This window comes from Constrictibacter sp. MBR-5 (genome assembly GCF_040549485.1).
GTDB lineage: Bacteria > Pseudomonadota > Alphaproteobacteria > JAJUGE01 > JAJUGE01 > Constrictibacter.
Genome location: NZ_JBEPTK010000020.1, coordinates 56,568 through 80,789, shown reverse-complemented (window position 1 = coordinate 80,789; position 24,222 = coordinate 56,568). Strand labels below are relative to the sequence as shown.

The following is a 24,222-nucleotide window of genomic DNA, read 5'->3' as shown; positions in this document are numbered from 1 at the left end:
TGAGTGCCGGTTTTGCGGCGGTGTTGGGGCGACCCGCCCCCGCACCCTACACTCGATTGTTTGGGGGGGGGGGGGGGGCCCCCCCCCCCCCCGCGCCGCATCACTTCTTGACGAACGGGCAACCGCCGTCGGCGAGCGGCCGGAAGGCCTCGTCGCCCGGAATCGTCGTCAGGATCTTGTAATAGTCCCACGGACCCTTCGACTCCGCCGGTGTCTTCACCTGGACCAGATACATGTCCCGGACCACGCGGCCGTCTTCGCGAACCTTCGCGTTCTTGGTCATGAAGTCGTTGACCGGCATCTCCTTCATCTTGGCCGAAACCGCCTTGGCCTCGTCCGTGCCCGCCGCTTCGATGGCCTTCAGATAGTGGGCGACGGCACTGTAGGTGCCGGCCTGGATGTAGGTCGCGGGCTTGCCGTGCCTCTCCTGGAAGCGCTTGTTCCAGGTACGTGTTTCGTCGTTCTGGTCCCAATAGAAGGCCGTCGTAATGACCAGCCCCTGCGCCGTCTTGAGACCGAGGGAGTGGATGTCCGGCAGGAACACGAGCAGGCCGGCGAGCCGCTGGCCGGCTTCGACGATGCCGAACTCGGAGGCCTGCTTGATCGAGTTGATCGTGTCGCCGCCGGCGTTCGCAAGGCCGATGACCTTTGCGCCGGAGCCCTGGGCCTGCAGCAGGAAGGAGGAGAAATCCGACGTGTTCAGCGGCACGCGCACGGAGCCGAGGACGGTGCCACCCGCCTCCTTGACGAACTTCGACGTGTCGCGCTCCAGAGCCTGACCGAAGGAATAGTCGGCGGAGAGGAAGAACCAGGTGTCGCCGCCCTGCTTCACCAGTGCCTTGCCGGTTCCCGAGGCGAGCGCATACGTGTCGTAGGCCCAGGAGAAGCCGGTCGGTGAGCACTCCTTGCCGGTCAGGTCGGACGAGGCGGCGCCGGTGTTCAGGTGGATGCGGTTCTTCTCGCGCGTGATCGCCTGGACGGCCAGCGCAACTGCGGAGTTGCCGACGTCGGCGATCGCGTCGACACCCTCCTGGTCTACCCACTGGCGCGTGATGTTGGAGCCGATATCCGCCTTGTTCTGGTGGTCGGCGAAGACGACCTCGACCGGTTTGCCGAGCACCTTGCCGCCATAATCCTCCACGGCCATGCGCGCGGCGATCACCGATCCGGGACCGGTATTGTCGGCATACAGGCCAGACTGGTCGTTCAGGACACCGATCCGCACGACGTCCCCGGACACATCGGCCGCCGCCGGCAGAGCCGACGCCATCAGGGCCGCACCGAGCAACAGAGAAAGACGTGAGCGCATTGTGTTTCCTCCGATGTTTTTCGTCTTGTCTCAACGCGTATCATCGGAGCGTACATCGGTCGAGAGGCCGCCGGTTACCGCCCCGTGTGGCGCCCGGATCGCGGCAGTTTCTTGCGGCGCAGCGTCTCACCACCGTCCGGATGGCCGGCGCCGGAAGCATCCGCCCCTATGATGAGGCCGCTTCGGCTCGTTCCTCGGCAACCTCCGCCTCGAATGCGGGCGCAATCAGCCCGCGCGCCGCCGCATGGCGGGCCATCACCATGCTGTCGGCGGCGACGAGCAGGGTGCTGCCCGCCGCTTCGACCTGGCGACCGAGTTCCGCGATGCCCTCGTCCCGTTCGGCGCTCCGGGTGACGTCGCGGATGTAGATCGCCTCGACCCGCCCGGGATGTTCTTCCACGATCTGGGCGTAGATCTCCGGATCCCTCTGGCCGCTGTCGCCGATGAGGACGAAGGGGAGCGTGTCGTACAGCTCCAGCATGTTCCGGATGAGTGCCAGCTTGTGGCCCTTGGCGCGGCGGGGCAGGGGGTTGGCCAGCGTCAGTCCCCACTCGCGCAGGAACAGGATCGGCCCGACGGGGATCTCGTGGCGATTGAAGAACTCGTCGAGGAGTTCGTAGATGCTCCAGGGCCCGCGCGAGACGTAGAGCATCGGGTTCATCTCGTCGCCGGTGCGGCCGCGATGCAGTGCACTCAGCAGCGCGGCGGTGCCGGGGAAGGCGACCCGGTCGGCCGGATCCTGCATGAACAGGCGCCACAGCATCTTCGCCTTGTTGGCGACCCCGGTGTAGACGACGGTGTCGTCGATGTCGCTGATGGTGACGAGCCGGCAGGTCGGCGGCGGTATGAACACCTCGCCCTGCGCGACGACGGGCTCCCGGCCCTCCAGCGTCACCTCCACGGTGTGCCAGCAACAAGCCGCGGGCGGCGGTCGCTCAAGACGGAGGTGGATGCGGAAATAGCCGTCGCGATCGGTCGATATGCGTGCTTCGTCCCTGCCGAACCGGGCGGTGAGGTCGGCGCCGGACACCCCGCGCTGCAGCGTCCGGCGCACGAGGTCGGCGAAGGCGGCGCCGCTGGGCGGCCCGCCATACTGGTGCAATACGCGGCCGATCAGGAAAATCTCCGTCGCCGAACCGTACCCGCGATAGACGAGAACGGCGACACCCCCGCCGCCGCGCGCGGCACGACGGACCGGGCGGCCGAGAACCCGCGCCATGCGCCTGAGCGCATCGAACCTGCGCGCGAACCAACCTCTTCCCGTCATCCCTGCCGACCGCCTTCTTCGGAAAATCCGCGCCACGCGTGGCGCCTCGGGGTGGGTATGAGGATTTCCAACGTGTCAGCCGCGAAGATGTTCGCTCGGGCCGGCCCGTTTGGACGCGCGGCGATCCAGCCAGTGCATTCGGGAGAAGCCGGGTCGCCCGGTGAGGACGGAACCCACCCAAAAGGGGCGAGTTTCAGCTGCCTGACAGCATCATGCTGGCCCGGTTCTCGATTCATGGAAGTTCAAATGCTTCGCCAAACGACGTCGTTGTTGGTTGCGCTCATCTGTGCGGGCTGCGGCCCGAACGCCGGAAACGGCGGGGCGTCAGCGCTCGTGGGTACGGGAACGACGGCCGTGACCGCGCTCTCCGGTGCCAGCCGTTCGACCACCGGGACGGTGGACAGCCCGGGTCTGAGCGCTGCCATGCACGATCGGGAACGGAGCGAACAGGCGGTGGCGGGGGCCCTGGCGGCGCTCGGGTTCGAGCGGGTGAAGGGGATCGCGATCGACGGTCGGCAGTTCACCGCAGCGGGCGAGCGCGAGGACGTCGCGGTTCGGCTTGCCGGGGAATGGCTTCCGGACGGCGGCCCGCCGGCACTGGACCAGCGGCTCCGCGCCCGGGGTTATGGCGATCTTGGCTCCGTCACGCGCGCCGGGCGTACCGCTTCCCTGCCGGCCACACGCGGCGGAACCCCTGTGACCCTGCACATTGACGAACGGCGGGGCATACTCGTCGAGGCGCTCCCGGATATCTGACGGCCGGCAGCGGTTACCGACCGTCAGATGGCCAGGTCCTTCAGGCAGTAGTCGCGAAGCACCCTGCCGAACGTCTCGTCGTTGAAGCGGAATTCGTCGATACGGTCGGCGAAGGGACGATAGAGGAACGGAGTCTCTTCGGGATGCTTTTGCCGCCGCGCGTCGATGGCGACGGCGATGACCGCCGCCCGGTCGGCGATGCGCTGCTCGTCGTAGGTCGCCTCGCCGTACTGCTGCATGCTGAGCGCCGCCTTGGCGCCTAGCACCGAACTGCGGCGGTGGAAGCCGAAGGTGATCGAGATACGCATGTCGGGCGAAGTGTTGGCGAACGATCCGTGCAGCGTCTGGCGGTTCACGATGGTGACGTCGCCGGCGGCACAGATCAGCGGCACGGCACCGGGAAGCTGCTCGCTGCCACCGTTCTCCGCCACCATACGCTTGATGTCGGCGCGGCCCAGCTTGTGCGTGCCCGGCATGACCCAGAGGGCGTTCCCGGCCGTCGTGGGGTAGAGCTGGACCTGGAAGTTGAAGCCGTGGATGCCTTCGTCCCAGTTCGGCGCGTTCCAGTGCGTGACGCCGTCCTGGTGCCAGGCGACCGAGCCGCCGAGGCCGGGCTGCTTGACGAAGATCACGTCGTTGAAGGGCACGAAGTCCTCGCCGTTGATGGATTCGGCGATGGTCAGAAGCTGCGGGTGTCCGTAGAGGCGCAGACCGGCGGGCATGTACTGGCACATGCCGCGCATCTGGTGCACGACGTAGGCGGGCGCGTCGCTTTCCGGCGTCGGCTCCGCCATGCGGCTGGGGTGCCGCCCGCCGAGAAGCTCGGTACCGCCGACGGGATCCGACAGGGGACGGATCAGGTTGTAGGGGTTGCGCTTCGCATCGAGCCCGAGCGCCTCGCGGCCTTTCGCGTCGAGCGTGGCGCCGGGGGCGACGGGGGCGCGCTCCAGCATGTCCGTCGCCTCGCGGCGAAGCTCGGCGATCTCGTCGGCGCCGACGACGCCCTCGAAGATATAGAAGCCGTGCTTCCAGTAGGCGGCGAGGATGTCGGGATGCAGGCGGCCCTCGGCGTCGAAGCGCACGGGACCACGGTTTCCGATTTCGGCGGCACGCCGCATCCCCTCCTGGCGATAGGCGGCCATGCCCTCGGCGTGCTTGGCGAGGCTCGGTTCCGGGGAGGCTGCTGTAACGGTAGCCATGGACGCACCCTCTTCTCTTCCTGATTGATCGGTTGGTTCCGGGCGAGGCGAACGAAGACCCTTATTCGGCGGCATGCGCCGCCTTCGTCGGTCCCCATGTCTTGAGCACGGGCAGGACCTCCTTGGCGAACAGCCTCAGGCCGCGCTCCGCCACCTCGTACGGCGTGCCGCCGAAGCGGAAGGCGATGTTCAGTTCGAAGTCGCCGACCACCTTCCGGCGCTGTTCCAGGTCACGCAGGATCTTTTCCGGCGTGCCCCAACTCGCGGCCTTCATAAAGCCGGCCGTAGCGCCTTCGAGGCCGCCGCTGCGGGCGATCTCCGCCTTCTGCTGATAGGAGTCGTAGCCCTTCACCGACTTGAAGTGCTCGCCCAGGAATTCGTAGTGGTAGAAGTTGCTCTCGACGAACTTCCCCTGGTAACGGCGAGCCTCTTCCTCGGTCATTGCCAGGTCGGTGCCGCAGACGCCGAAATCGGTCAGCATGGGGCAGGGCGGCTCGGTGCCGTGGTACTTGCGGTGCAGTTCCCGGCCACGCTCGATGCCGGGTGCGCGCATCTCCCAGGGCCGGTCGGCGAACATCACCATGTGGGCGCCGAGCTTTGCCGCGGAGTCGATAGAATCCTCGCTGGACGCCACCGCATAGATGCGGCCGTCGAAGGAATGTTGCGGCCGTGGCCGCAACTCGGTGCGCGGCTGCTTGTAGTAGGGCCCGTCGCCTTCGATGAAGCCCGTCCTCAGCGCCTCGATGATCATCGGCGCCGCCTCGTCGAAGCGGCCGCGCGATTCGTCCATGCTGATCCGGAACGTGTCGAACTCGCGCCGCGCAAGGCCGCGGCCCATGCCCAGGCGCAGTCGGCCCTTGCTCAGCATGTCGAGCACCGCCGCGTTCTCCGCGATGCGCAGCGGATCGTGCCAGGGCAGGATGACCGCGGCCGTACCCACGTCGACGTTCGGGCACAGCGCGGCCAGATGGGTCATCAGGTGGATGTTGTCGGGGACGAAGGAGTAGTCGTTGAAGTGATGCTCAGCCGACCAGAGGCAGTCGAAACCGGAATCGGCGGCGATCCGCGCCAGCCGGATCTCTTCGTCCCACACGCGATGGTCGGGACAGTCGTCCCAGCCGTAGCTGGCGAAGACCATCATCATGCCGACGTCCATGGCGGCGTCTCCTGGATCGTTTCTGCTTGTTCGTTGCGAAGATGCTTTCACGCGAGGCGGGCACCCGCAAGAGCCGGACGGAACCTGTGCATCGCCCCACCGTACGGGACGGTGTCCGGGGTCGGGGAGCCGCATTGACCAGACCGCACTATGAGACCGTTGCGCCGAATACGGATTCCGCTCGCGTGGCGGTCCGTCGTGCAAGCCTCGTGTGCTGGTGGCCTCTCATGGCGGCGGTGCTGCTGCTCGCCGCGCTCTGGTGCGGGCCGTTGCCGGCGATGAGCCGCATCGCCTTCTCGCCGCACATGATCCTGCATCTGGGCGTCGTGGGCGCCGCCGCGCCGTTGCTCGCCTTCGGACTGATCCGCGCCCGCCTTCTGCCGCACCGGGGCGTCACCGTCGGTTGGGCCGTCGCCGCCTCGCTGCTGGAGTTCGTCGTCGTGTGGGGCTGGCACGCGCCCGGGCTGCACGCGTTGGCGGCCCGCCAGCCCGCCTACTTTGCTGTGCAGCAGGCGAGTTTCCTCGTCGCCGGTCTCGCCGTCTGGGGAGTGGGGTTCGCGGACCGCTCGCGCGCCGCCGCAGGGGCTGGCCTGCTGGCGATGCTCACGACCTTCATGCACATGACGATGCTGGGCATCCTGCTGACGCTGGCGCGGGAGCCGCTGTACGCGGCGGACATCTGCCGGGGCGCGTTCGGTTTTGATCCCCTCGAGGATCAGCAGTTCGGCGGGGTGCTGATGACGGTCGTCGGCGGTCTGCCCTACCTCTGCGGCGGAGGCGTGCTGGCTTGGCGTCTCGTTTCCGGACGGGCCGAGGCGAAGGCTTGAGCCGTTGCAGCGACCGTGTCAGGTCCGGCGAGGCAAGGCGCCCGAATGCGATGACGCCGCCGGTGGATTATCGATCAGGCGGCGTAGCCACGGCAGAGGCGGAGGTGGCCCACGGCGGCGAAGCAGCCGCCGAGCAGGCAGAGCAGGGGCCAGAGCGGGCTGGTCATCAGCCAGAAGGGGATATCGGAGTAGTAGGATGCCAACTCGCCGAGGTGACCGACGCCCATTGCCTCCAGGAGCGTTTCCACCGTAATGGGCGGGGAACCGCCGAGTTCGCCCAAGGCGAACGTCTCGACGCCGAGTATGCAGAATGCTCCGATCAGGAGCTGCCAGCCCAGCACCAGCACCTTTTCCGCTCCGTGCGTTCAATCCAGGCCATCGTTCGGCCCCACAATGAAGCGATACTGACGGCAAATGGTTGACGGATTGTGTATGCGCGCGGCCCATCGTCTCATTTCGTTTCGCGATGCCGCACGGGTCACCGTCCTGTGCGTCGCCTTGGCGGCGACCGCTTCGCCGGCCGTCGCGATCACGCTCGAAACCTATTTCCTGGAGTTGTCCGACCGGGAACGCGGCGCCTACCTGACGGGCTTCGTGGAGCTTTTCGCTCACGATACGGCGCGTGACGACGCCTATCGCGAGTGCGTCGACGCGACCGGTGCCGCCGGATTGCACGAGGCACTGTCCAAGACCGTTCTGAACGATCCCCGAATGCTAACCTACGAGGCGACGCCATGGATCCTCTATACGGCGGCGAGCCTGTGCAACCGGCCGGGCACAAAGCCGCCCCCGCCGCCCGCCGTGCGACAGGCGGAAGGCGTGCGGGATGAATCGGGCGCTACCTCCGGCCTCGCGGGGTTGGAACGGCCCGAGATCGAAACGCCAGCAGCGACGGACGAGCCGGATCACCGCACTGCGCTCCTGACCATCGCCGGGGTGATCGGCGGCGCTGCGTTGGGCCTCTCCGCTGCGGTCGCCCTCGGACGCCTGCGCCGCGAGCGATCGCAACGGCCCTAACAGGATCTTAACGTGACGGCGTTACGGTCGTGGCTGCGGTCGCAGGTACTGTCGAAACAGGTTGGAATTGACTAAGTTTCAGCGGACGCGTTCGCGGTCCGGTATTAGCGGCGGCAGCCGACGGCCGCTCGCTGTCAAAAACATCGGCTCACTGCATCGCGCCAACCCCGTTGCGCGACGTGAACGGGCTGAATGACGCGAAGCGTGAGACCTTAGGGGAGCTTCGGATGCAGCCTAAGCAGGCACTGGCGCGGGCGATAGCGGGGACGCGGCGGGCTTTCTGGTTCGTGGCCGTGTTCAGCCTCGGCATCAACCTGCTGATGCTCACCGTCCCGCTCTACATGATGCAGATGTTCGATCGCGTCGTACCGACGCGCAATGTCGACACGCTGCTCTGGGTGTCGCTCATCGCCATCGTCTCGCTGGCCGTGATGGCGACCCTGGAGGGCGTCCGCGGCAGGCTCATGGTTCGACTGGCGAGTTGGTTCGACCGCGAACTCAGCGGGCCGATCCTCGCCGGCGCCTTCAACGATTCGCTGCGCGCTGGAGGATTGCGGGGGGCGCAGCCACTGCGCGAACTCGCCAGCGTCCGGTCCGTCCTGACGGGCGGGGGCCTTTTCCCGCTCTTCGACGCGCCGTGGGTGCCGATCTTCGTGTTCATCATCTTCCTGTTGCACTGGCACCTGGGCGTCATCGCGGTCGTGGGAGGCATCGTCGTCTTCGCCTGCGCCGTGATGAACGACATCACGACGCGGACTCCGCTCAAGGAAGCCAACGCGGTCAGCGCCCGTTCGCTCTACAAGGCCGACGCCGTCGTGCGGAATGCCGATGTCGTGGCCGCCATGGGCATGATGCCCGATCTGATCCGGCGTTGGTCCAGGGACAATGAAGGTGGACTGGTCAAGCAGGTCGAGGCCAGCGACCGCGGCAGCATGATCACCTCGATGGCGAAGCTCGCGCGCATGCTGATCCAGATCGGCATGCTCGGCTACGGGGCGTGGCTGGTGACCGGGCACGAACTCACCGGTGGCGGCATGATCGCCGCGTCGATCATCCTCGGCCGGGCGATGGCGCCGATCGAGCAGTCGATCGGCGCCTGGCGCGGGCTGGTCGCCGCGCGCAACGCCTTCCGCTCGATCTGCACGCTGCTCGAGCGGACGCCGGCAACCGGGGAGGGGATGAGCCTGCCTCGTCCGACCGGGAGACTGTCGGTGGAGGGCGTCAGCTTCGTCCCGCCCGGTACGCGGGAGCCGGTCCTGCGCGGCGTCTCCTTCCAGCTCGAAGCCGGCGAGGTGCTCGGCCTGATCGGTGCTTCCGCGGCCGGGAAGACGACGCTCTCTCGACTGCTGGTCGGCAGCTGGGCGCCAACCGCGGGCCACGTTCGGCTGGACGGTGCCGACGTCGCCGTATGGGAGGCGGTCGATCGCGGCAGGCACGTCGGCTACCTGCCGCAGGATGTCGAACTCTTCGAAGGCACGGTGCGCGAGAACATCGCGCGCCTTCAGGAGGGTTCCGACGAAGACGTGGTGGCGGCGGCCGAGCTCGCCGGCGTGCACGAAATGATCCTCCGGCTGCCGCAGGGCTACGATACCCAGATCGGCGACGGCGGCCTCAAGCTCTCGGGCGGACAGCGCCAGCGCGTCGCGCTCGCCCGGGCGGCATACGGCTCGCCGCGCCTCCTCGTCCTGGACGAGCCCAACTCGAACCTCGACAGCGACGGCGAACAGGCCCTGACCAACGCGATCCGCAGGCTGCAGGCGAGTGGCACGACGATCGTCATCGTGGCGCACCGGCCTTCGATCCTCGCTCAGGTCGACAAGCTCCTCGTCCTGCGTCAGGGCGGTGTCGAAACGTTCGGTCCGCGCGACGAGGTCATGGCCAAGGTCGCGCCCGGACTGCGCTCGCCGCCTCGCCCCAGCCTCGTCGCGACCGCGACCGAAACGCCTGGACGGCCCGCATGATCGGCGCATTCAAAGACCGCGTTCGCGGTGCCCTGGCGCGCCGGCGGCCCGCGGAGTACGAGCTCGATGAGGACGAAGCCGGCCAGGGCGATACCCCGACCGTCTCGATGCGGGCGATGGGGCTGCACGGCACCGCGACGTTCGGGCTCGTCGTGGTCGCGATCTTCTTCGGCGTCTTCGGCATCTGGGCGGCCTCTGCCGATCTCGAAACCGCGGCCATCGCCGGCGGCCATGTCGTCGTCGGCAGCAATCGGAAGGTCGTTCAGCATCTCGAAGGCGGAATCGTGCGGCAGATTCTGGTGCGCGAGGGCAGTCAGGTGGAGGCGGGCGACCCGTTGGTCGAACTCGAGGAGACGCAGCCGGAGTCCACGCTCGGCATGGTCCGCGTGCGGCTCCACCACGCTGCGGCGCGCGAGGCGAGGCTGATCGCCGAGCGCGAAAAGCACGAGACGATCACGTTTCCGGACTGGCTGGTCGCCGAGGGCAGAACAAATCCGGAGGTGGCGGAAATCGTCGCCTCTCAACGGCGCATCTTCGAAAGCCGGAAGAGTTCGATCGAGAGCCAGACCTCCATCCTCGAGCAGCGTGTGGCGCAGTATCGCGAGGAGATCTCGGGGCTGAACTCCGAGATCAAGGCGGAGACCGAACAGCTCCGGCTGATCGCCGACGAGGTGAAGGATGTGGAGTTCCTCGTGAACCGCGGCCTCGAGCGGCGCTCGCGGCTCCTGCAGCTGCAGCGTCAGGCGGCAGACATCGAGGGAAGCCGTGCTCGCAACAGGGCTCTCGTCGCCCGGGCCAAACAGAGCATCGGCGAGACCGAACTGCGGATCATCGACCTCTCCACGAACATGAACCGCGAGGTCAACGAGGAGCTGCGGGAGGTTCAGGCGGAGGTGGCCGACCTCTGGGAGCGAAACCGCGCGGCCGAAGACATCATGACCCGCACCGTCATCCGCTCGCCCGTATCCGGTACCGTGGTGAACCTGAAGATATTCACCGCCGGCGGCGTGATCGCGCCGCGCGAGCCGCTGATGGAGATCGTGCCGGTCGACGACGACCTGGTCGTCGAGGCGCGGGTGGACCCCAGCAACATCGACAGCGTCCATCCCGGCCTGCGCGCCAACGTCAAGTTCAGCGCCTTCACGGCTCGGAACGTCGAGATGATCGAGGGGCATGTGGAACGCGTCTCGGCCGATTCGCTCGTCGATGAACGGACCGGCATGACCTATTACACAGCCCGCATCGTGTTCGACCAGAAGGAGCGCGAGCGGCTCGGTGGGCTCGAGCTCTATCCCGGCATGCCGGCCGAGGTGATGATCATCGCCGGCGAGCGGACCGCGCTGTCCTACATCATGCGCCCGCTCACCACCAGCTTCGGCCGGGCGATGCGGGAGGACTGAGCCGGTGGCGGCCTGGGGAGTTCGAGTGGCAGCCGCGGCCGTCTTGGCGGCAGCCCTCCTGGGGACGCGCGGCGGCGCCCAAGCCGCCGACGGCAGCGGCGGACCGTCATTGTCGATTCCGATCGCATGCGCGATTGGCGACGACTGCTGGGCCTTCCAGTATTTCGACCACGATCCGAGCCCTGGCGCGCGGGACTATGCCTGCGGCGCAAGGAGCTACGACGGACATACGGGCACCGATTTCGCCCTGCGGGATGCAGCCCAGATCGAGAAGGGGGTGCGGGTAGTCGCCGCGGCGCCGGGCACCGTGCGGGCGGTGCGCGACGGCATGGCCGACCGGCTCTTCGAGCCCGGCGACAGCGCGGCCCTGAAGGGCAAGGATTGCGGCAACGGGGTCGCCGTCACGCATGGCGGCGGCTGGGAAACGCAGTACTGCCATCTGCGCCGGGGGAGCATTCGCGTCAGGCCGGGGCAGGCGGTCGATGCCGGCGACACGCTCGGAACGGTCGGCCTGTCCGGCCGCACGCAGTTTCCGCATGTGGAACTGGTGGTCCGGCACGAGGGCAAGGCGATCGATCCATTCACCGGTCCAGTACCCGCGACCGGATGCGGATCGAACGCGAAGTCGCTGTGGAACGCGGGGGCCCGGGCTGCGCTCGACTATTCGCCCGTCGATATCCTCGCGGTCGGCGTGACCGGGACGATGCCGTCCGCAGAGAAGGCGAAGGCGGGCACGCTCGCGGCCTCGGCTCTGCCGGCGGGTTCGCCGCTACTGGCGGCATGGGCGACGCTGGTCGGCGTGAGGGAGGGAGACATCCTGCGTCTCTCGCTGACGGCCCCGGACGGCAGCGTAGTCGTGTCCAAGGAGGACAGGCTGCGTCGGACGCAGATCTTCTACTTCAGCTTCGTTGGAGACAGGGCGCGCAGTCCCTGGCCGCCGGGGGATTATGTCGCGCGCGCTGAGTTGGTCCGTGCGGGAGCCGGTGCAGAGCTGCGACGCACCGGCGAGACGGTGGTGCGGGTCCGCTGACGCCGGGTTGCCGAGCGGTCCCGTCCTGACCATGATCGCCGCGACCGAAAGACCAACCGGAGATCTGCATGAACCGCGAAACCGTGCTCTGCGACGTCCGTGATCACATCGCGCTCGTCACCATGAACCAGCCGCCCGTCAACGCGCAGAACCGGCAGTTCCACGAAGACATGATGGCCGTCTTCGACGAGATCAGTGATCGGGCAGATGTGCGGGTCGCCGTCCTGACCGGAGCCGGCAAGTGCTTCTCCGCGGGGGCCGACATCAAGGGCCGCGCCGGCAAGACCATGGAGCCGGGCGAGGCGTGGGCGCACAACCGCCGTGCCCGCGAGTGCTTCCATTCGATCATGGAATGCAAGAAGCCGGTCATCGCGGCCGTCAACGGTCCGGCACTCGGGGCCGGCCTGGCGGTTGCGGCCTCCTGCGATATCCTTGTGGTGTCCGAGACGGCACTCTTGGGTCTGCCCGAGATCGATGTCGGGCTTCTCGGCGGCGGCCGGCATGCGATGCGGCTGTTCGGGCACTCGCGCACGCGGCGCATGATGCTCACCGGCTATCGGGTGCCGGGACCCGAACTCTACCGGTTGGGCGTCGCCGAGGCGTGCGTGCCGCCGGACCAGTTGATCGAGACGGCGATGGGCTTTGCGCGGGAGATCGCGTCGAAGAGCCCGGTGGCCGTCCGTCTGGCAAAGCAGGCGCTGAACACGATCGAGGAGATGAGCCTGCGCGACGGCTATCGCTACGAGCAGAACATGACGGTGGAACTCGGCGGACACGCCGATTCCCAGGAAGCCATGCGGGCGTTCTCCGAAAAGCGCGAGCCGAAGTTCACGGGACAGTGATCGGCTGCCGGTCCCGGCGGCGCCGTGACGGCGGGATTCGCCGTAACACGATATTGCCGGAGTCGGGCTCGTATGGCAGAAGACTCCAGCCCCTCCCTTATGGAGGGTGCGGCAGGCGGCGCGATTCCACCGCGCCGTTCGCCGGAGGAGCAATGGGGGCTTGAGAATGCCGAGCCTACGGACGGCCGGCTCGGGACTTCGAGAGCGTCTTGAGATGAGGGCGGGATGAGCGGTATGCGCGTGGCCATTCTCCCCGGTGTCGCTGCGATGGCGTTGCTGGTCGGGTGCAGCGGGGCCGGCGGCCCGCGATCGGGAGCGAACGGCGGCGCCTGGAATTCCGGCTCGTCCATCGCGACGTCATCTTACGAGGAACGCGGGTCCTACAAGGTCGGGCGGCCCTACCGCGTGTTCGGGGTCTGGTACACGCCGAAAGAGAATTTCGCCCATTCCGAGGTCGGGGTCGCCTCCTGGTATGGCGCCGACTTCAACGGGATGCCCACTGCGAACGGCGAGAAGTACGACATGTACGCGCTGACCGCAGCCCACCCGACGCTGCAGCTTCCGAGCATCGCCAGGGTGACCAACCTGGAGAACGGTCGCGCCGTGGTCGTCAGGATCAACGACCGTGGCCCCTTTGCGAACAGCCGTGCGATCGACCTCTCCTATGCCGCAGCGGAAGCGCTCGGCTTCGCCCGACAGGGAACGACGCAGGTCCGGATCGACGTGATGCCCGAGGAAAGCCGCAAAGTGGCTGAACTCGCGCGCGACGGCGCCGATGTCGAGACGCAGATGGCGGCGCTCGGCGACGCGGTGCGTGGGCAGCAACGCGGCGCGGTCTCGACGGTGGCGAGCGACGATGCGGTGATTCGCGCAGCCAGCTATGCGCCGGCCGTCCAGGATTCGAACCTCTACATCCAGGCGGGCGCGTTCGTGCAGCGCGACAATGCGGTCCGCCTCAGCGCGGCGCTCTCACGATTCGGCAAGACCCGCATCGACACCGTGGCGGCAGGCGGACGCAATCTGCATCGGGTGAGGCTGGGGCCACTGTCCGATGTCGCAGCAGCAGATTCTACGCTTTCGTCATTGCAGCGGAACGGCTACTCGTTGGCGCAGATTGTGGTCGAGTAGGGCCTGCGTCCCACTCCGGATGCGCGGGCTGGGATCCGTCAGCCGGGAAGCTTCCATGGTTCGTTTCTTTCGCGGCGCCATTGCCGCCCTTCTGGTCGTCGTCCATGCATCCTTCGCCTACGGCGAGGTGGCGATGGAGACGATTGCCAAGCACGCCATTCTGATCGACCTGAAGACGCACACGGTCCTGTTCGAAAAGGCGGCGGACGAACTCACGCCACCGGCGTCGATGAGCAAGCTGATGACGGCCTACATGCTCTTCGACCGCATCAAGCAAGGGCGTCTGTCGATGGAGGACACCTTCACCGTCAGCGAAAAGGCTTGGCGGATGGGTGGGTCGAAGATGTTCGTCGAGGTGAACAGCCGGGTGAAGGTCGAAGATCTCATCCGCGGGATCGTCATCCAGTCGGGCAACGATGCCTGCGTCGTCGTCGCCGAAGGTCTCTACGGGACGGAGGAGGCGTTTGCCAGTGCCGCGACCCGCAGGGCGAAAGAACTCGGCATGACCAACACGACCATCCGGAACGCATCCGGCTGGCCCAATCCTGAACATCTGACGACGGTGCGGGATCTCGCGACGCTCGCGCAGCACCTGATCGAGGATTTTCCTGAGTATTATCATTTCTACTCCGAACAGGAGTTCACCTATAACAACATCAAGCAGGGCAACCGGAATCCACTGCTCTACAAGGACATGGGCGTCGACGGTCTGAAGACCGGCCACACCGAGGATTCCGGCTACGGCCTCACCGCATCGGCCGAGCGTGACGGGCGGCGCCTGGTGCTGGTCGTCAACGGCCTGAAGAGCGTCAACGAACGATCGCGCGAAACCGAGCGGCTCCTGCAGTGGGGCTTCCGCGAGTTCGGCGCCTTCGATCTCTTCAAGGCCGGTGAAACCGTCGAAGCGGCGCCCGCCTGGCTCGGCGAGGTGCCGACGGTGCCGTTGGTGCTCGAGAGCGACCTGTCGGTTTCGCTGAAGCGCCACCTGCGCGACGACATGAAGGTCTCCGTCAGCTACTCGAGCCCGATCACCACGCCCATCAAGAAGGGCACGCCGGTCGGGACGCTGCGCGTGACGGCGCCCGGCTTGACGCCGATCGAGCGCCCGCTCGTCGCCGGAACCGATGTCGACCAACTCGGCATGTTCGGGCGACTGTTTGCCGCCGTGCGCTATCTCGTGGTCGGAATCGACAGTTGACGCGGGGCGCCGTATCGGACGCCGGAGAGACGCGCGGTTTCTTCGTCACGCTCGAAGGCGGGGAGGGGGCCGGCAAATCGACGCAGGCGCTCCTGCTGAAGGAATGGCTGGAGGCCAGTGGCCGCCGGACGCTGGTGACCCGAGAGCCCGGCGGTTCTGCACAGGGCGAGGCACTGCGCAGCCTCCTGATCACCGGTGCCGCGGAGCGCTGGGACCCGATCTCGGAGACGCTCCTGCATTTCGCTGCACGGCGAGAGCATTTGCGCGCAACCATCCGTCCGGCGCTGGCGCAGGGCAGGTGGGTCGTGTGCGATCGGTTCGCCGACTCCACGATGGCCTACCAGCATTTCGGCCAGGGCGTCGCAGCCGACTTCATCGAGGGGCTGTATGACACGGTGGTCGGGTCGGAGGGGCCGGCCCTGACGCTGGTTCTCGATCTGGATCCGGAACTCGGCTTCGCCCGGATCGCCGCACGGACCGGAGACGGCGGGCGCTACGAGGAGATGGACCGGGCCTTTCATCGTCGGGTGCACGAGGGCTTCCGGACGATCGCCGAAGGCGCGCCGGAGCGATGTATCGTCATCTCGGCCGACGCCGACGTCTGGACGGTCCAGGCTCGGCTCCGCGCCGCAATCGAGGCGCGGCTGGGACCGATCGCGAATGGCTGACGGCACCGAGGAGAAGTGGTCGCCCCGGCGCACCGCCGTCCTCATCGGCCACGGCGCGGCGGAGGCGACCCTGCTCCAGGCTTGGGCAGGCGGGCGTCCGCATCACGCCTGGCTGATCTCGGGCCCTCGCGGCATCGGCAAGGCCACGCTCGCCTATCGCTTCGCACGGTTCCTGCTTTCCAATCCCAAACCGGCCGGTGCCGATGTACCGGAGACGCTGGCTGTCACCGCGGACTCTGCCCTGTTCAACCGCATTGCTGCCGGCGGCCATTCCGACCTGCTCACCGTCGAGCGCGGGGTCGATGCGAAGGGCAAGGTGCGGTCGGGGATCGCGGTCGAGGATGTACGGCGGATCACCGAATTCCTCCATCGGACCGCCTTCGAGGGCGGATGGCGCGTGGTCATCGTCGATTGCGCCGATGATCTCAACCGGAACGGCGCGAACGCGCTCCTCAAGATTCTCGAGGAGCCGCCGCGCAACGCTATGCTTCTGCTGGTCTGCCACAGTCCCGGAACGCTGCCGCCGACCATACGATCCCGCTGTCGGCGGCTGACGCTGCAGCCGCTGGACGCGGAGGCGACCTGCGCCGTGATCGGCACCCATCGTCCGGACATCGGAGTGGATGACGCCGCGACACTGGCGCGGATCTCCGAAGGGCGGCCGGGTTACGCACTGGCTCTCGCCGAACAGGGCGGTCTTCAGCTGTTTCGCGATCTGATCGCGCTCTGCGGCACGCTTCCCGATCTCGACATCCCGAAGGCGCACGCCATGGCGGAGCGCTTCGCGGGGCCGAACGGGGCAGGGGCTTTCGAGGTATTCCAGGCGCTCTTCCGCTGGTGGCTGGCCCGGCTGGTCAGGGTCGGTGGCGCCGAAGCGCCGGCGCACCCCGGTGAGCCGCTGGACCTGGTTGCCGGCGAGGCGGCCCTCGTCGCCCGACTGGGTTCGGCCGCCAACCTTGATCGCTGGCTCGAGCTATGGGAGAAGACCGGCCGCCTCTTCGATCGCGGCGACGCTCTGAATCTCGACCGCAGGCAGGTGGTGCTCAACGCCCTACTGGCCCTTCGGACCGCCGTTCGTCCGCCCAGAGCCGTTGCTGTACGCTGAGGTGGCAGCTGCGAACGTGGCATGAGGATGCGTCGATGCCCGGGGCAAAGCCCTACTACATCACGACCCCGATCTACTATGTGAACGACGATCCGCACATCGGGCACGCCTACACGACGCTCGCCTGCGACGTGCTGGCGCGCTTCAAGCGCCTCGACGGTTACGACGTGCGCTTTCTGACGGGGACCGACGAGCACGGCCAGAAAGTGGAGAAGGCGGCGGAGAAGGCCGGCGTCGACCCGCAGTCCTTCACGGACCGCGTGTCGGGGAACTTCCGCGCCCTGGCCAAGGCGTGGGGCTTCACGAACGACGATTTCATCCGGACCACCGAGGAACGGCACGTCCGCGCGGCGCAGGCGCTGTGGACGACGCTCGTCGAGCGCGGCGAGATCTATCTCGACACCTATGCGGGCTGGTACGCGGTGCGCGACGAGGCCTTCTATGGCGAGAGCGAACTGCGCGACGGCCCGGCGGGCAAGAAGATCGCCCCGAGCGGCGCCGAGGTCGAATGGGTGGAAGAGCCGAGCTATTTCTTCCGCCTCTCGGCCTGGCAGGATCGCCTGCTGAAACTCTACGAGGACAACCCCGACTTCATCGCACCGCAGAGCCGGCGCAACGAGGTGATGAGCTTCGTCCGCGGCGGCCTGCAGGATCTGTCCGTCTCGCGGACCAGTTTCTCCTGGGGCATTCCGGTGCCCGGGGACGAGAAGCACGTGATGTACGTGTGGCTCGACGCCCTCACCAACTACATCACCGCCGTCGGCTATCCCGATATCGCTTCGGCGGACTACACGAAGCTGTGGCCGGCCGATCTTCACATGGTCGGCAAGGACATCCTGCGCTTTCACGCCGTCTACTGGCCGGCCTTTCTGATGGGCGCTGGGCTGGAGCCGCCGAAGCGCGTGTTCGCGCACGGCTGGTGGACCAACGAAGGCCAGAAGATCTCGAAGTCGCTCGGCAATGTGATCGATCCGTACGACCTCGTCCGCCGCTACGGTCTCGACCAGGTGCGCTACTTCATGCTGCGCGAGGTTCCCTTCGGCAATGACGGGGACTTCTCGCACCGCTCGATGGTGCAGCGCATGAACAGCGAACTGGCGAACGACTACGGCAACCTGGTCCAGCGCGTGCTGTCCATGATCGCACGCAACTGCAGCGGCCTGGTACCGGAGCCGGGGCCGCTGACCGGCGAAGACGAAGAACTGCTCGGCGCCGTGGCGGACCTGCTGCCGAAGCTGCGTACCATCATGGACGCTCAGCTGTTCCACGAGGCTCTCGAGGCCGTCTGGGTCGTGGTGCGCGCGGCGAACGGCTATGTCGATCGCCAGGCGCCCTGGACGCTGCGCAAGACCGACGAGCCCCGCATGCGCACCGTTCTCTATGTCCTCGCGGAGACCATCCGCAATCTCGCCCTCTATACGCTGCCGGTCATGCCCACCGCCTCGGATGCGATCCTGGATCAGGTCGGGGTCGACCAGGAGCAGCGCAGTTTCGCGGCCGTGGGGCAGGGCGGGCGATTGGTACCCGGCGCGGCGCTGCCGAAGCCCGCCGGCGTGTTTCCGCGCTTCGTCGAGGAGGCGGACGCGGGCGCATGATGCTGGTCGACAGTCACTGCCATCTGGATTTCGACGAGTTCTCAGGGGAACTCGACGAGGTCGTGGCGCGGGCGAACGCCGCCGGCGTCGGGGTCATGGTCACGATCTGCACCCGCCTGACGGCATTGGACAACGTTCTCGCCATTTCGGAGCGCTATCCGAGTGTCTGGTGTGCCGTCGGCATCCATCCGCACAACGTGGCGGAGCAGGGCGTGCCGACCGTCGAGCGCCTCGTCGAGATCGCGTCGCACCCACGCGTCGTCGGCATCGGCGAGACCGGCCTCGACTATTTCTACGATCGGAGCCCGCGCGAGCAGCAGAAGGAGAGCTTCCGGGTCCATATCGAGGCGGCGCGGCGGACCGGGCTACCGTTCATCGTTCATACGCGCGATGCCGAAGAGGACACCGCGGCGGTTCTCACGGAGGCGATGGCCGACGGGCCGGTCCCGGGCCTGCTGCACTGCTTCAGTGCGTCGGCGCATCTTGCTGAGATCGCCGTCAAATTGGGAATGTACGTTTCGCTCTCCGGCATCCTGACATTCCGGACGGCGGAGACCATCCGAGACGCCGTCCGTGACGTGGTCCCGGTCGACCGGCTTCTGGTCGAAACGGACGCGCCATTCCTGGCGCCGGTACCGAAGCGCGGCAAGCGCAACGAACCGGCGCTGGTCCGGCATACCGCGGCGGCTGCGGCACAGCTCAAGGGCATGTCCGAGGAAGCGTTCGCAAAGGCTTCCACCGACAACTTTTTTCGGATCTTCAGCAAGGTCGCGAGGCCGGCGGCGGCATGATGCGGGTCACGCTCCTCGGCTGCGGCAGTTCCGGCGGCGTGCCACTGTCCGACGGCACCTGGGGCAACTGCGATCCGAGAGAGCCGCGCAATCGTCGACGGCGGCCGTCCATCCTCGTCGAAAGCGCGGGAACGCGCATCCTCGTGGACACGGGCCCCGATATGCGGGACCAGCTCATCGATGCAGGATGCGATGCACTCGACGGCATCCTCTTCACGCACGCTCACGCCGACCACATTCACGGCATCGACGATCTGCGAGCCTTCAATTACCGCACGGGCCGGCCGATCGACGCCTGGGGTACCGAAGCCACTCTGGCACCGATCCGCAAGCGGTTCGGCTATGTCTTCGAGCTGCTGCCGGAAGGCTCGGAGATGTACCGGCCGCAGCTCAGGGCGCACACGATCTCGGGTCCGTTCACGGTCGGCCCGGTGGCGGTCACGCCATTCGACCAGGACCACATGGTGTGCCGAACGACCGGATTTCGCTTCGGCGCCTTCGGCTATTCGACGGACGTGGTGCATCTGGACGAGGCAGCTTTCGCGGAACTCGCGGGGATCGAGGTCTGGATCGTCGGCTGCCTGCGCGAGGAGCCGCATCCATGCCATGCGCACCTGGATCGGGTTCTGGAGTGGGTCGACCGGCTGAAGCCGCGCCGAACGGTGCTGACGCACATGAACCATCTGATGGATTACCGGACTTTGCGGGACCGACTGCCGGACGGGGTCGAGCCGGGCTATGACGGTCTGGTACTGGAGGTGCCGGAATGACCGACGTCGGCACATGCGCTATTTCCCATAATATATATTATCCGACACTCTGATTGACCAATTTGCAAGAAACCTGTGGAAAACTGCCGGTTTGGAGCGCCCGGCAAGCGGCGCCGGACAGGTTGACCGCAGGAGCGCCGGCCGATGATGCCCGATCAATCGCTATTCATGAGCTCGATTGAGCGACTCGACCCCGCCGACCTCGACCGACTCGCCAGCTATTACCGGCGCCTCGCGCACCACCTGGAAAGCCTCGCCGCCAGCCGCGCCAGCCGCGAGACCGCGGCCGTGCGCGGCGTCGCCTATTGGTCGCGGGAGATCCCGGCCCGGCATGCCGCCCTGGTCGCCGCCGGCACCGCGCACGACGCCGCCGCCGACAGGATCGCCGCCGAGATGCACGTTCCGGCCGGCACCGTCGCGGCATACCTCGACCGGCACGCCCGCGCCGCCGCCGCCGCCGAGCGCGCCGAGCGCAACCGCGAGATCATGCGCCACGCCCGCGCCGGCCTGTCGAACGCCGCCATTGGCCGGCTCGTCGGCCTGTCCGGCTATCAGGTCGGCAAGATCGTCCGAAGTGAAGTGAAAGCAGCCGCCGCCGGCCGCAAGATCGGCGCCTAGTCGTCGCGCAAGTCCCCGTCGCGCCAGGCGCCCGGCCGTTACTGTGCGCCAGGCGCCGCGATGACTTGCCCGCGACTGGCCCGGGTGCGACGCCTGGTCGCCGCCTGGTCGCGCGAATACCACGAAAAACGGCGCCCCGAGAGGCGCCGTTACTTCGTCCGCGTGCCGGCTACCGTGCCCGGCGCCGCAGCCGCGCGGCCCGCGCGTCGCGGCCGGCCGCCGGCTCTACCGGCGCCGCCGCTTGGACTTCGCTTTCACGACGCGCCCGCCCTTCGTCATCCGGTAGCCCTTCTTCAGCCGTCCCGATGATGTTCTGCCCTTCGCCATTCATCGCTCCCCCTTCTCCCTCAGAAACATGGCCCCGAGGCCCATCGCCGCCGCCAGCAGCCCCCACGGCGAGCTTTCGCCCGCCACGATCTGCGCCACGGCGCCGAGTTCCGGCGCCCCGGCGATCTGCCCGACACCGGCGACCACCGCGCCGAGCCCGGCATAGGTGGACGGCTCCGCGAACCGCCCGCGCATCCATTTCGACAAGTCACCCTCCTTTGTGAAAGCCGAGAACATGCGCCTCGGCCCATTCCTCCAGGCGCCGCACCCGCGCGCGGATCGCCTCGCCCGCCTCGGTCAGCTTGCCGAGCCTGAAAAAAATGCCGATCAGCACGGCGGTTTGCAGCAGCGCCAGCCCGGCGCCGATCTCGTCTTGCATGGTCACACCACCGGTACATCGGCCGTGATCTGCGCCACGTAGTTGCGGGTTTCCTTCGGCGCCGCCGCAAACCCGTTGCTGGCGAGCGCCGTTGGCCCCCAGTTGTACGCGGCGAGCGCCAGCGACCATGTGCCGAAACGGTCGTAAAGCGCCCGCAGATATTGCGCCGCGTAGTCGATGGCCGCCGCCGGGTCGAGCGGATCGACGCCCGGATGCCAGCGCGGCACGATCTGCGCAATGCCCTTGGCGCCGGCCGCCGACGACTTCGCGCCGGAGATCACCTCCGGCCGGAACTTGCTCTCCTGATAGAGCAGCCGCGCCAAGAGCATGTGCGGGATACCGTGCACCCGCTCCGCCAGCGTGATCGCCGCCATATACGGCGCCGCCGCGACCGGCGGGTTCCAGCCCGACAGGTTGTCGCCGCCGTTGCTGCCCTCCAATACCGTCTCTCCATCCATGCCGTGCAAGATCGGCTCGCCGATGATGACGTCGCCGCGCGGCTCCCAGAAATCGGCGCCGAGCAGGCTTGCCCCCCAATCGGCGACGCGGCCGAACACGTCGAGATCGAAACCCGCCTGCCCGCCATAGGCCGCCACCTGTGCCGGCGAGCGCCGCAAGGCGAACCATGCCGCGCCGGCCAGGAACAGGCCGCCCACCACCGCCTCGCGACTCATCGCCATGCCCGCCCCCTAGATCCTGTGCAGCCCTTCGACGGACACGACCAGTTTTCCGCCCGTCGCCGCGACGCCGACATTGCAGGACAGGACCGGCGCCGTGCCCGCATCGGCCGCCGCCAGTGTCAGCAGGTTCACCGCGCCGAGCGCCAGCGATCCCAACGTCTGTTGCGCCGCGATCATGCCCGTTGAGAGGACCGACCCCACCCTTATCGCCGGATCGCCGCTCGTCGGCGCCTCCGCCACCATCGCCCGCGCCCGACCGACCCACATTCCGCGCGGCGGCACGCCGAGCACCGTCTGCCCGATGGCGCCGGTATCGACCACCGCCTGATAGACCAACGGGTATTTCGTCGTCGTGCTGGCGTCCGCCAGCGGCGAGGAACCGAGCCGCACGCCGCCCCCCAGGGTCGTGCTGCCCGACAGACTGTCGATGCTCGCGCCGGTCGCGTGCAGGTCCGTCAACTCGAAATCGTCAACCCGGCAATAACTCGAATTGATCAGGATCAGGCCGCGCGCCGCGGCGCCCGGCGCCGCCGACGCGATGCCGCGTGCGCGGCTGTATGGCGATGCCTCAAGCCGCAGCACGTCGCCGCCAATGCCGCGCATCGTCACGTCGGAAAACACTGTGCCCGGCGCGCTGTTCGCCCAACAGCCGTTGCCGCTCACCGTGTCGAGCGTGCCGCCGACGACGATCATCCCGGCGCCGTCCTGACTGTAGAAGCCGCCGCCGAGATCGTAGCCGTCGCAGCCGATGAACTTGTTGCGCCGGCTCTCGTCGTTCGTCGTGTGCTTGTTCTGGAAGGCCGGGCGATCCGCTTCCGCGCCGACATAGTGGCGCGCCTGCATACCGATCACCGCGTTCCCGTCGCAGGCGTTCAGCGTGACCGCGTGCCCCTCGAAACGATCCACCGAACAGGCCATAAGCACGTTGCCGCCCGCGTCCTCGCGCGCCCGCACGCTCGAGGATTCGTTACTCGGCGCCGGCGCCAACCCGTCGTCCGCCAGGATCGCGAAGGCATGTAGCGAAATGTCCAGCCCGCGTAGCCGCTCGCCATAGCAGGCCGAACAGCCGTCCCAGTTGACGACATAGGCGACATTTTCGGCCAGCACGTCGCGCGCAACGCATCCGTCGCAGTCGATCCACCAGAGGCCGATATCCTCGGCCCCGTCGATATGCAGCCGCTCGACCGCACTTGCCGCGACAAAACGGAACTCAACGGCCGCCATGACGCCCACGCCCGTCCGCGTGCCCTGCACCGTGCCGAAGTCGGCCAGCCGCAGGCCGCGCAACGGCGCCAGCACGCTCGCGCCGGTCGCAACGAAATAGCTTGAAGCCGGCGCGTCGCCGAAGTCGAACAGCGTTCGCCGCGGCCCGTCGCCCTCGATCACCGCACCATCCGGCAGGCTGATCCCGGCCGTCAGCCGGTAGGTTCCGGCCGGCGCGTAGACCCGTTTGCCAGTCGCCAGCGCGTCGATCAGAACGGCCGTATCGTCGGTCACGCCGTCTGCCGCGGCCCCCGCCCATTTGAGATTAACCACCCCCTCGGCATCGAGCCGCGCGGTCAGGTCCGCCAGCGCCGAAGCATCCGCCAGCGCATTGGCCGCGATGGTCGCCGCAAGCGCATCCGTGCGCGGCTTATGATGTGGAACGCCTACGCTCGTACCGAAGGCCATTAGACGAACCTCGTTTCGGTCAGGCTCACCGTTTCGTCGGCGACGCCCTCGCAATAGGCCGTCACGGCCGCCGTCGTCGGCAGAACGATGCTCTCGCCCGGTTCCAGGCGGAAACCGACGCCGGCCGCGACATTGGCGGGGGCCCCGAGCCGCACCGCCGCCGCCGCCGTCGATGGGAGCTTGACGATCAGTTCCTTGCGCGCCGTGTCGGCCGCCACCAGCGCCGCCGTTGCACCGGCCGGCACCGTCACATCGGCAAGCGCCAGGATCGTATTCGACACCTCAATGGGCGCCGTGATCGCCGCGTTGACGGTCGCCCGACTGTCATACAGCGTGCCGCCCTCATCCATGACGACGGCCAGCACGACCGTCTGCGCCAGGACGCTTTTGATGATGATTTCCGAGAAACGGCCGCCGCCGCCCATGCCGGCCGACCGCTCGATAAAGGGTCCGCCGTCGAACGCCAGTTGCACCGGCCCGGCCGGCGCCGAGATCACGCCGAAATAATAGCCGGCGACGCGCAAGGTC

General features: G+C 67.6%; 25 protein-coding genes. 15 read left to right on the top strand and 10 right to left on the bottom strand.

All coding sequences use genetic code 11. The features are described from left to right. Window positions 1-100: 100 nt before the first annotated feature. Window positions 101-1,309: an ABC transporter substrate-binding protein gene (locus tag ABIE65_RS25160; protein ID WP_354081540.1), complete on the bottom strand. Its 1,209-nt coding sequence runs from the start codon at window positions 1,307-1,309 to the stop codon at window positions 101-103. 166 nt (window positions 1,310-1,475) lie between these two features. Next, window positions 1,476-2,576 (bottom strand): App1 family protein phosphatidate phosphatase, encoded by a 1,101-nt coding sequence (locus ABIE65_RS25155; protein WP_354081539.1) that lies wholly within the window; start codon window positions 2,574-2,576, stop codon window positions 1,476-1,478. 354 nt (window positions 2,577-2,930) lie between these two features. Here ABIE65_RS25155 and ABIE65_RS25150 point away from each other — a divergent pair, with 354 nt between their 5' ends. Next, window positions 2,931-3,332, top strand: coding sequence for a hypothetical protein (locus ABIE65_RS25150; RefSeq protein ID WP_354081538.1), 402 nt, complete (start codon window positions 2,931-2,933; stop codon window positions 3,330-3,332). Between the two features lie 23 nt (window positions 3,333-3,355). On the opposite strand, the gene ABIE65_RS25145 is transcribed toward ABIE65_RS25150, so the two are convergent. Further along, a complete protein-coding gene (locus ABIE65_RS25145; RefSeq protein ID WP_354081537.1) occupies window positions 3,356-4,531 on the bottom strand; it encodes a phytanoyl-CoA dioxygenase family protein in 1,176 nt (391 codons plus the stop codon). A 61-nt stretch (window positions 4,532-4,592) separates the two neighbouring features. Next, the gene (locus tag ABIE65_RS25140; RefSeq protein WP_354081536.1) at window positions 4,593-5,687 is read right to left on the bottom strand and encodes an LLM class flavin-dependent oxidoreductase; all 1,095 of its coding nucleotides are present in this window, start codon (window positions 5,685-5,687) and stop codon (window positions 4,593-4,595) included. Between the two features lie 41 nt (window positions 5,688-5,728). On the opposite strand from ABIE65_RS25140, the gene ABIE65_RS25135 reads away from it, so the two are divergent. Further along, a complete protein-coding gene (locus tag ABIE65_RS25135) occupies window positions 5,729-6,514 on the top strand; it encodes a cytochrome c oxidase assembly protein (protein ID WP_354081544.1) in 786 nt (261 codons plus the stop codon). Between the two features lie 74 nt (window positions 6,515-6,588). On the opposite strand, the gene ABIE65_RS25130 is transcribed toward ABIE65_RS25135, so the two are convergent. Next, window positions 6,589-6,861 carry a hypothetical protein gene (locus tag ABIE65_RS25130; protein WP_354081535.1) on the bottom strand — a complete coding sequence of 91 codons (273 nt, stop codon included), beginning with the start codon at window positions 6,859-6,861 and terminating at the stop codon, window positions 6,589-6,591. An 85-nt stretch (window positions 6,862-6,946) separates the two neighbouring features. Between ABIE65_RS25130 and ABIE65_RS25125 the strand changes: the two genes are divergently transcribed. The 13 genes from ABIE65_RS25125 (at window position 6,947) to ABIE65_RS25065 (ending at window position 20,637) form a co-directional block, all read left to right on the top strand. Further along, window positions 6,947-7,531, top strand: a complete 585-nt coding sequence (locus tag ABIE65_RS25125) for a hypothetical protein (protein WP_354081534.1) — start codon at window positions 6,947-6,949, stop codon at window positions 7,529-7,531. 227 nt (window positions 7,532-7,758) lie between these two features. Next, window positions 7,759-9,492: a type I secretion system permease/ATPase gene (locus ABIE65_RS25120; protein ID WP_354081533.1), complete on the top strand. Its 1,734-nt coding sequence runs from the start codon at window positions 7,759-7,761 to the stop codon at window positions 9,490-9,492. After that, window positions 9,489-10,892: an HlyD family type I secretion periplasmic adaptor subunit gene (locus ABIE65_RS25115; protein ID WP_354081532.1), complete on the top strand. Its 1,404-nt coding sequence runs from the start codon at window positions 9,489-9,491 to the stop codon at window positions 10,890-10,892. The genes ABIE65_RS25120 and ABIE65_RS25115 overlap by 4 nt, the downstream gene beginning before the upstream one ends. Before the next feature lie 25 nt (window positions 10,893-10,917). Further along, a complete protein-coding gene (locus ABIE65_RS25110; protein WP_354081531.1) occupies window positions 10,918-11,922 on the top strand; it encodes a M23 family metallopeptidase in 1,005 nt (334 codons plus the stop codon). 68 nt (window positions 11,923-11,990) lie between these two features. Further along, window positions 11,991-12,764: an enoyl-CoA hydratase/isomerase family protein gene (locus ABIE65_RS25105; protein ID WP_354081530.1), complete on the top strand. Its 774-nt coding sequence runs from the start codon at window positions 11,991-11,993 to the stop codon at window positions 12,762-12,764. A 225-nt stretch (window positions 12,765-12,989) separates the two neighbouring features. Next, window positions 12,990-13,892 carry a septal ring lytic transglycosylase RlpA family protein gene (locus ABIE65_RS25100; RefSeq protein WP_354081529.1) on the top strand — a complete coding sequence of 301 codons (903 nt, stop codon included), beginning with the start codon at window positions 12,990-12,992 and terminating at the stop codon, window positions 13,890-13,892. Between the two features lie 55 nt (window positions 13,893-13,947). Then, window positions 13,948-15,090, top strand: coding sequence for a D-alanyl-D-alanine carboxypeptidase family protein (locus ABIE65_RS25095; RefSeq protein WP_354081528.1), 1,143 nt, complete (start codon window positions 13,948-13,950; stop codon window positions 15,088-15,090). Beyond that, window positions 15,087-15,758, top strand: coding sequence for a dTMP kinase (gene tmk / locus ABIE65_RS25090; protein ID WP_354081527.1), 672 nt, complete (start codon window positions 15,087-15,089; stop codon window positions 15,756-15,758). Before ABIE65_RS25095 ends, tmk begins: the two co-directional genes overlap by 4 nt. Further along, window positions 15,751-16,863 (top strand): DNA polymerase III subunit delta', encoded by a 1,113-nt coding sequence (locus tag ABIE65_RS25085; RefSeq protein WP_354081526.1) that lies wholly within the window; start codon window positions 15,751-15,753, stop codon window positions 16,861-16,863. Before tmk ends, ABIE65_RS25085 begins: the two co-directional genes overlap by 8 nt. 35 nt (window positions 16,864-16,898) lie before the next feature. Then, window positions 16,899-18,458: a methionine--tRNA ligase gene (gene metG, locus ABIE65_RS25080; protein WP_354081525.1), complete on the top strand. Its 1,560-nt coding sequence runs from the start codon at window positions 16,899-16,901 to the stop codon at window positions 18,456-18,458. Continuing rightward, on the top strand, window positions 18,458-19,249 hold the full coding sequence (locus ABIE65_RS25075; RefSeq protein WP_354081543.1) for a TatD family hydrolase: 792 nt from the start codon (window positions 18,458-18,460) through the stop codon (window positions 19,247-19,249). Before metG ends, ABIE65_RS25075 begins: the two co-directional genes overlap by 1 nt. Next, window positions 19,246-20,019: an MBL fold metallo-hydrolase gene (locus tag ABIE65_RS25070; RefSeq protein ID WP_354081524.1), complete on the top strand. Its 774-nt coding sequence runs from the start codon at window positions 19,246-19,248 to the stop codon at window positions 20,017-20,019. The genes ABIE65_RS25075 and ABIE65_RS25070 overlap by 4 nt, the downstream gene beginning before the upstream one ends. A 144-nt stretch (window positions 20,020-20,163) precedes the next feature. Then, window positions 20,164-20,637 (top strand): hypothetical protein, encoded by a 474-nt coding sequence (locus ABIE65_RS25065; RefSeq protein ID WP_354081523.1) that lies wholly within the window; start codon window positions 20,164-20,166, stop codon window positions 20,635-20,637. 327 nt (window positions 20,638-20,964) lie between these two features. On the opposite strand, the gene ABIE65_RS25060 is transcribed toward ABIE65_RS25065, so the two are convergent. The 5 genes from ABIE65_RS25060 to ABIE65_RS25040 are packed head-to-tail and all read right to left on the bottom strand — an operon-like array spanning window position 20,965 to window position 24,218. Beyond that, entirely contained in the window at window positions 20,965-21,171 is a 207-nt protein-coding gene (locus ABIE65_RS25060) for a hypothetical protein (protein WP_354081522.1), read from the bottom strand. 1 nt (window position 21,172) lies between these two features. Then, entirely contained in the window at window positions 21,173-21,343 is a 171-nt protein-coding gene (locus tag ABIE65_RS25055) for a hypothetical protein (RefSeq protein ID WP_354081521.1), read from the bottom strand. Window positions 21,344-21,345: 2 nt separating this feature from the next. Next, window positions 21,346-22,023: a lytic transglycosylase domain-containing protein gene (locus ABIE65_RS25050; RefSeq protein WP_354081520.1), complete on the bottom strand. Its 678-nt coding sequence runs from the start codon at window positions 22,021-22,023 to the stop codon at window positions 21,346-21,348. Window positions 22,024-22,032: 9 nt separating this feature from the next. After that, the gene (locus ABIE65_RS25045; protein ID WP_354081519.1) at window positions 22,033-23,694 is read right to left on the bottom strand and encodes a glycosyl hydrolase family 28-related protein; all 1,662 of its coding nucleotides are present in this window, start codon (window positions 23,692-23,694) and stop codon (window positions 22,033-22,035) included. Further along, window positions 23,694-24,218, bottom strand: a complete 525-nt coding sequence (locus ABIE65_RS25040) for a hypothetical protein (protein WP_354081518.1) — start codon at window positions 24,216-24,218, stop codon at window positions 23,694-23,696. The genes ABIE65_RS25045 and ABIE65_RS25040 overlap by 1 nt, the downstream gene beginning before the upstream one ends. Window positions 24,219-24,222 lie beyond the last annotated feature (4 nt).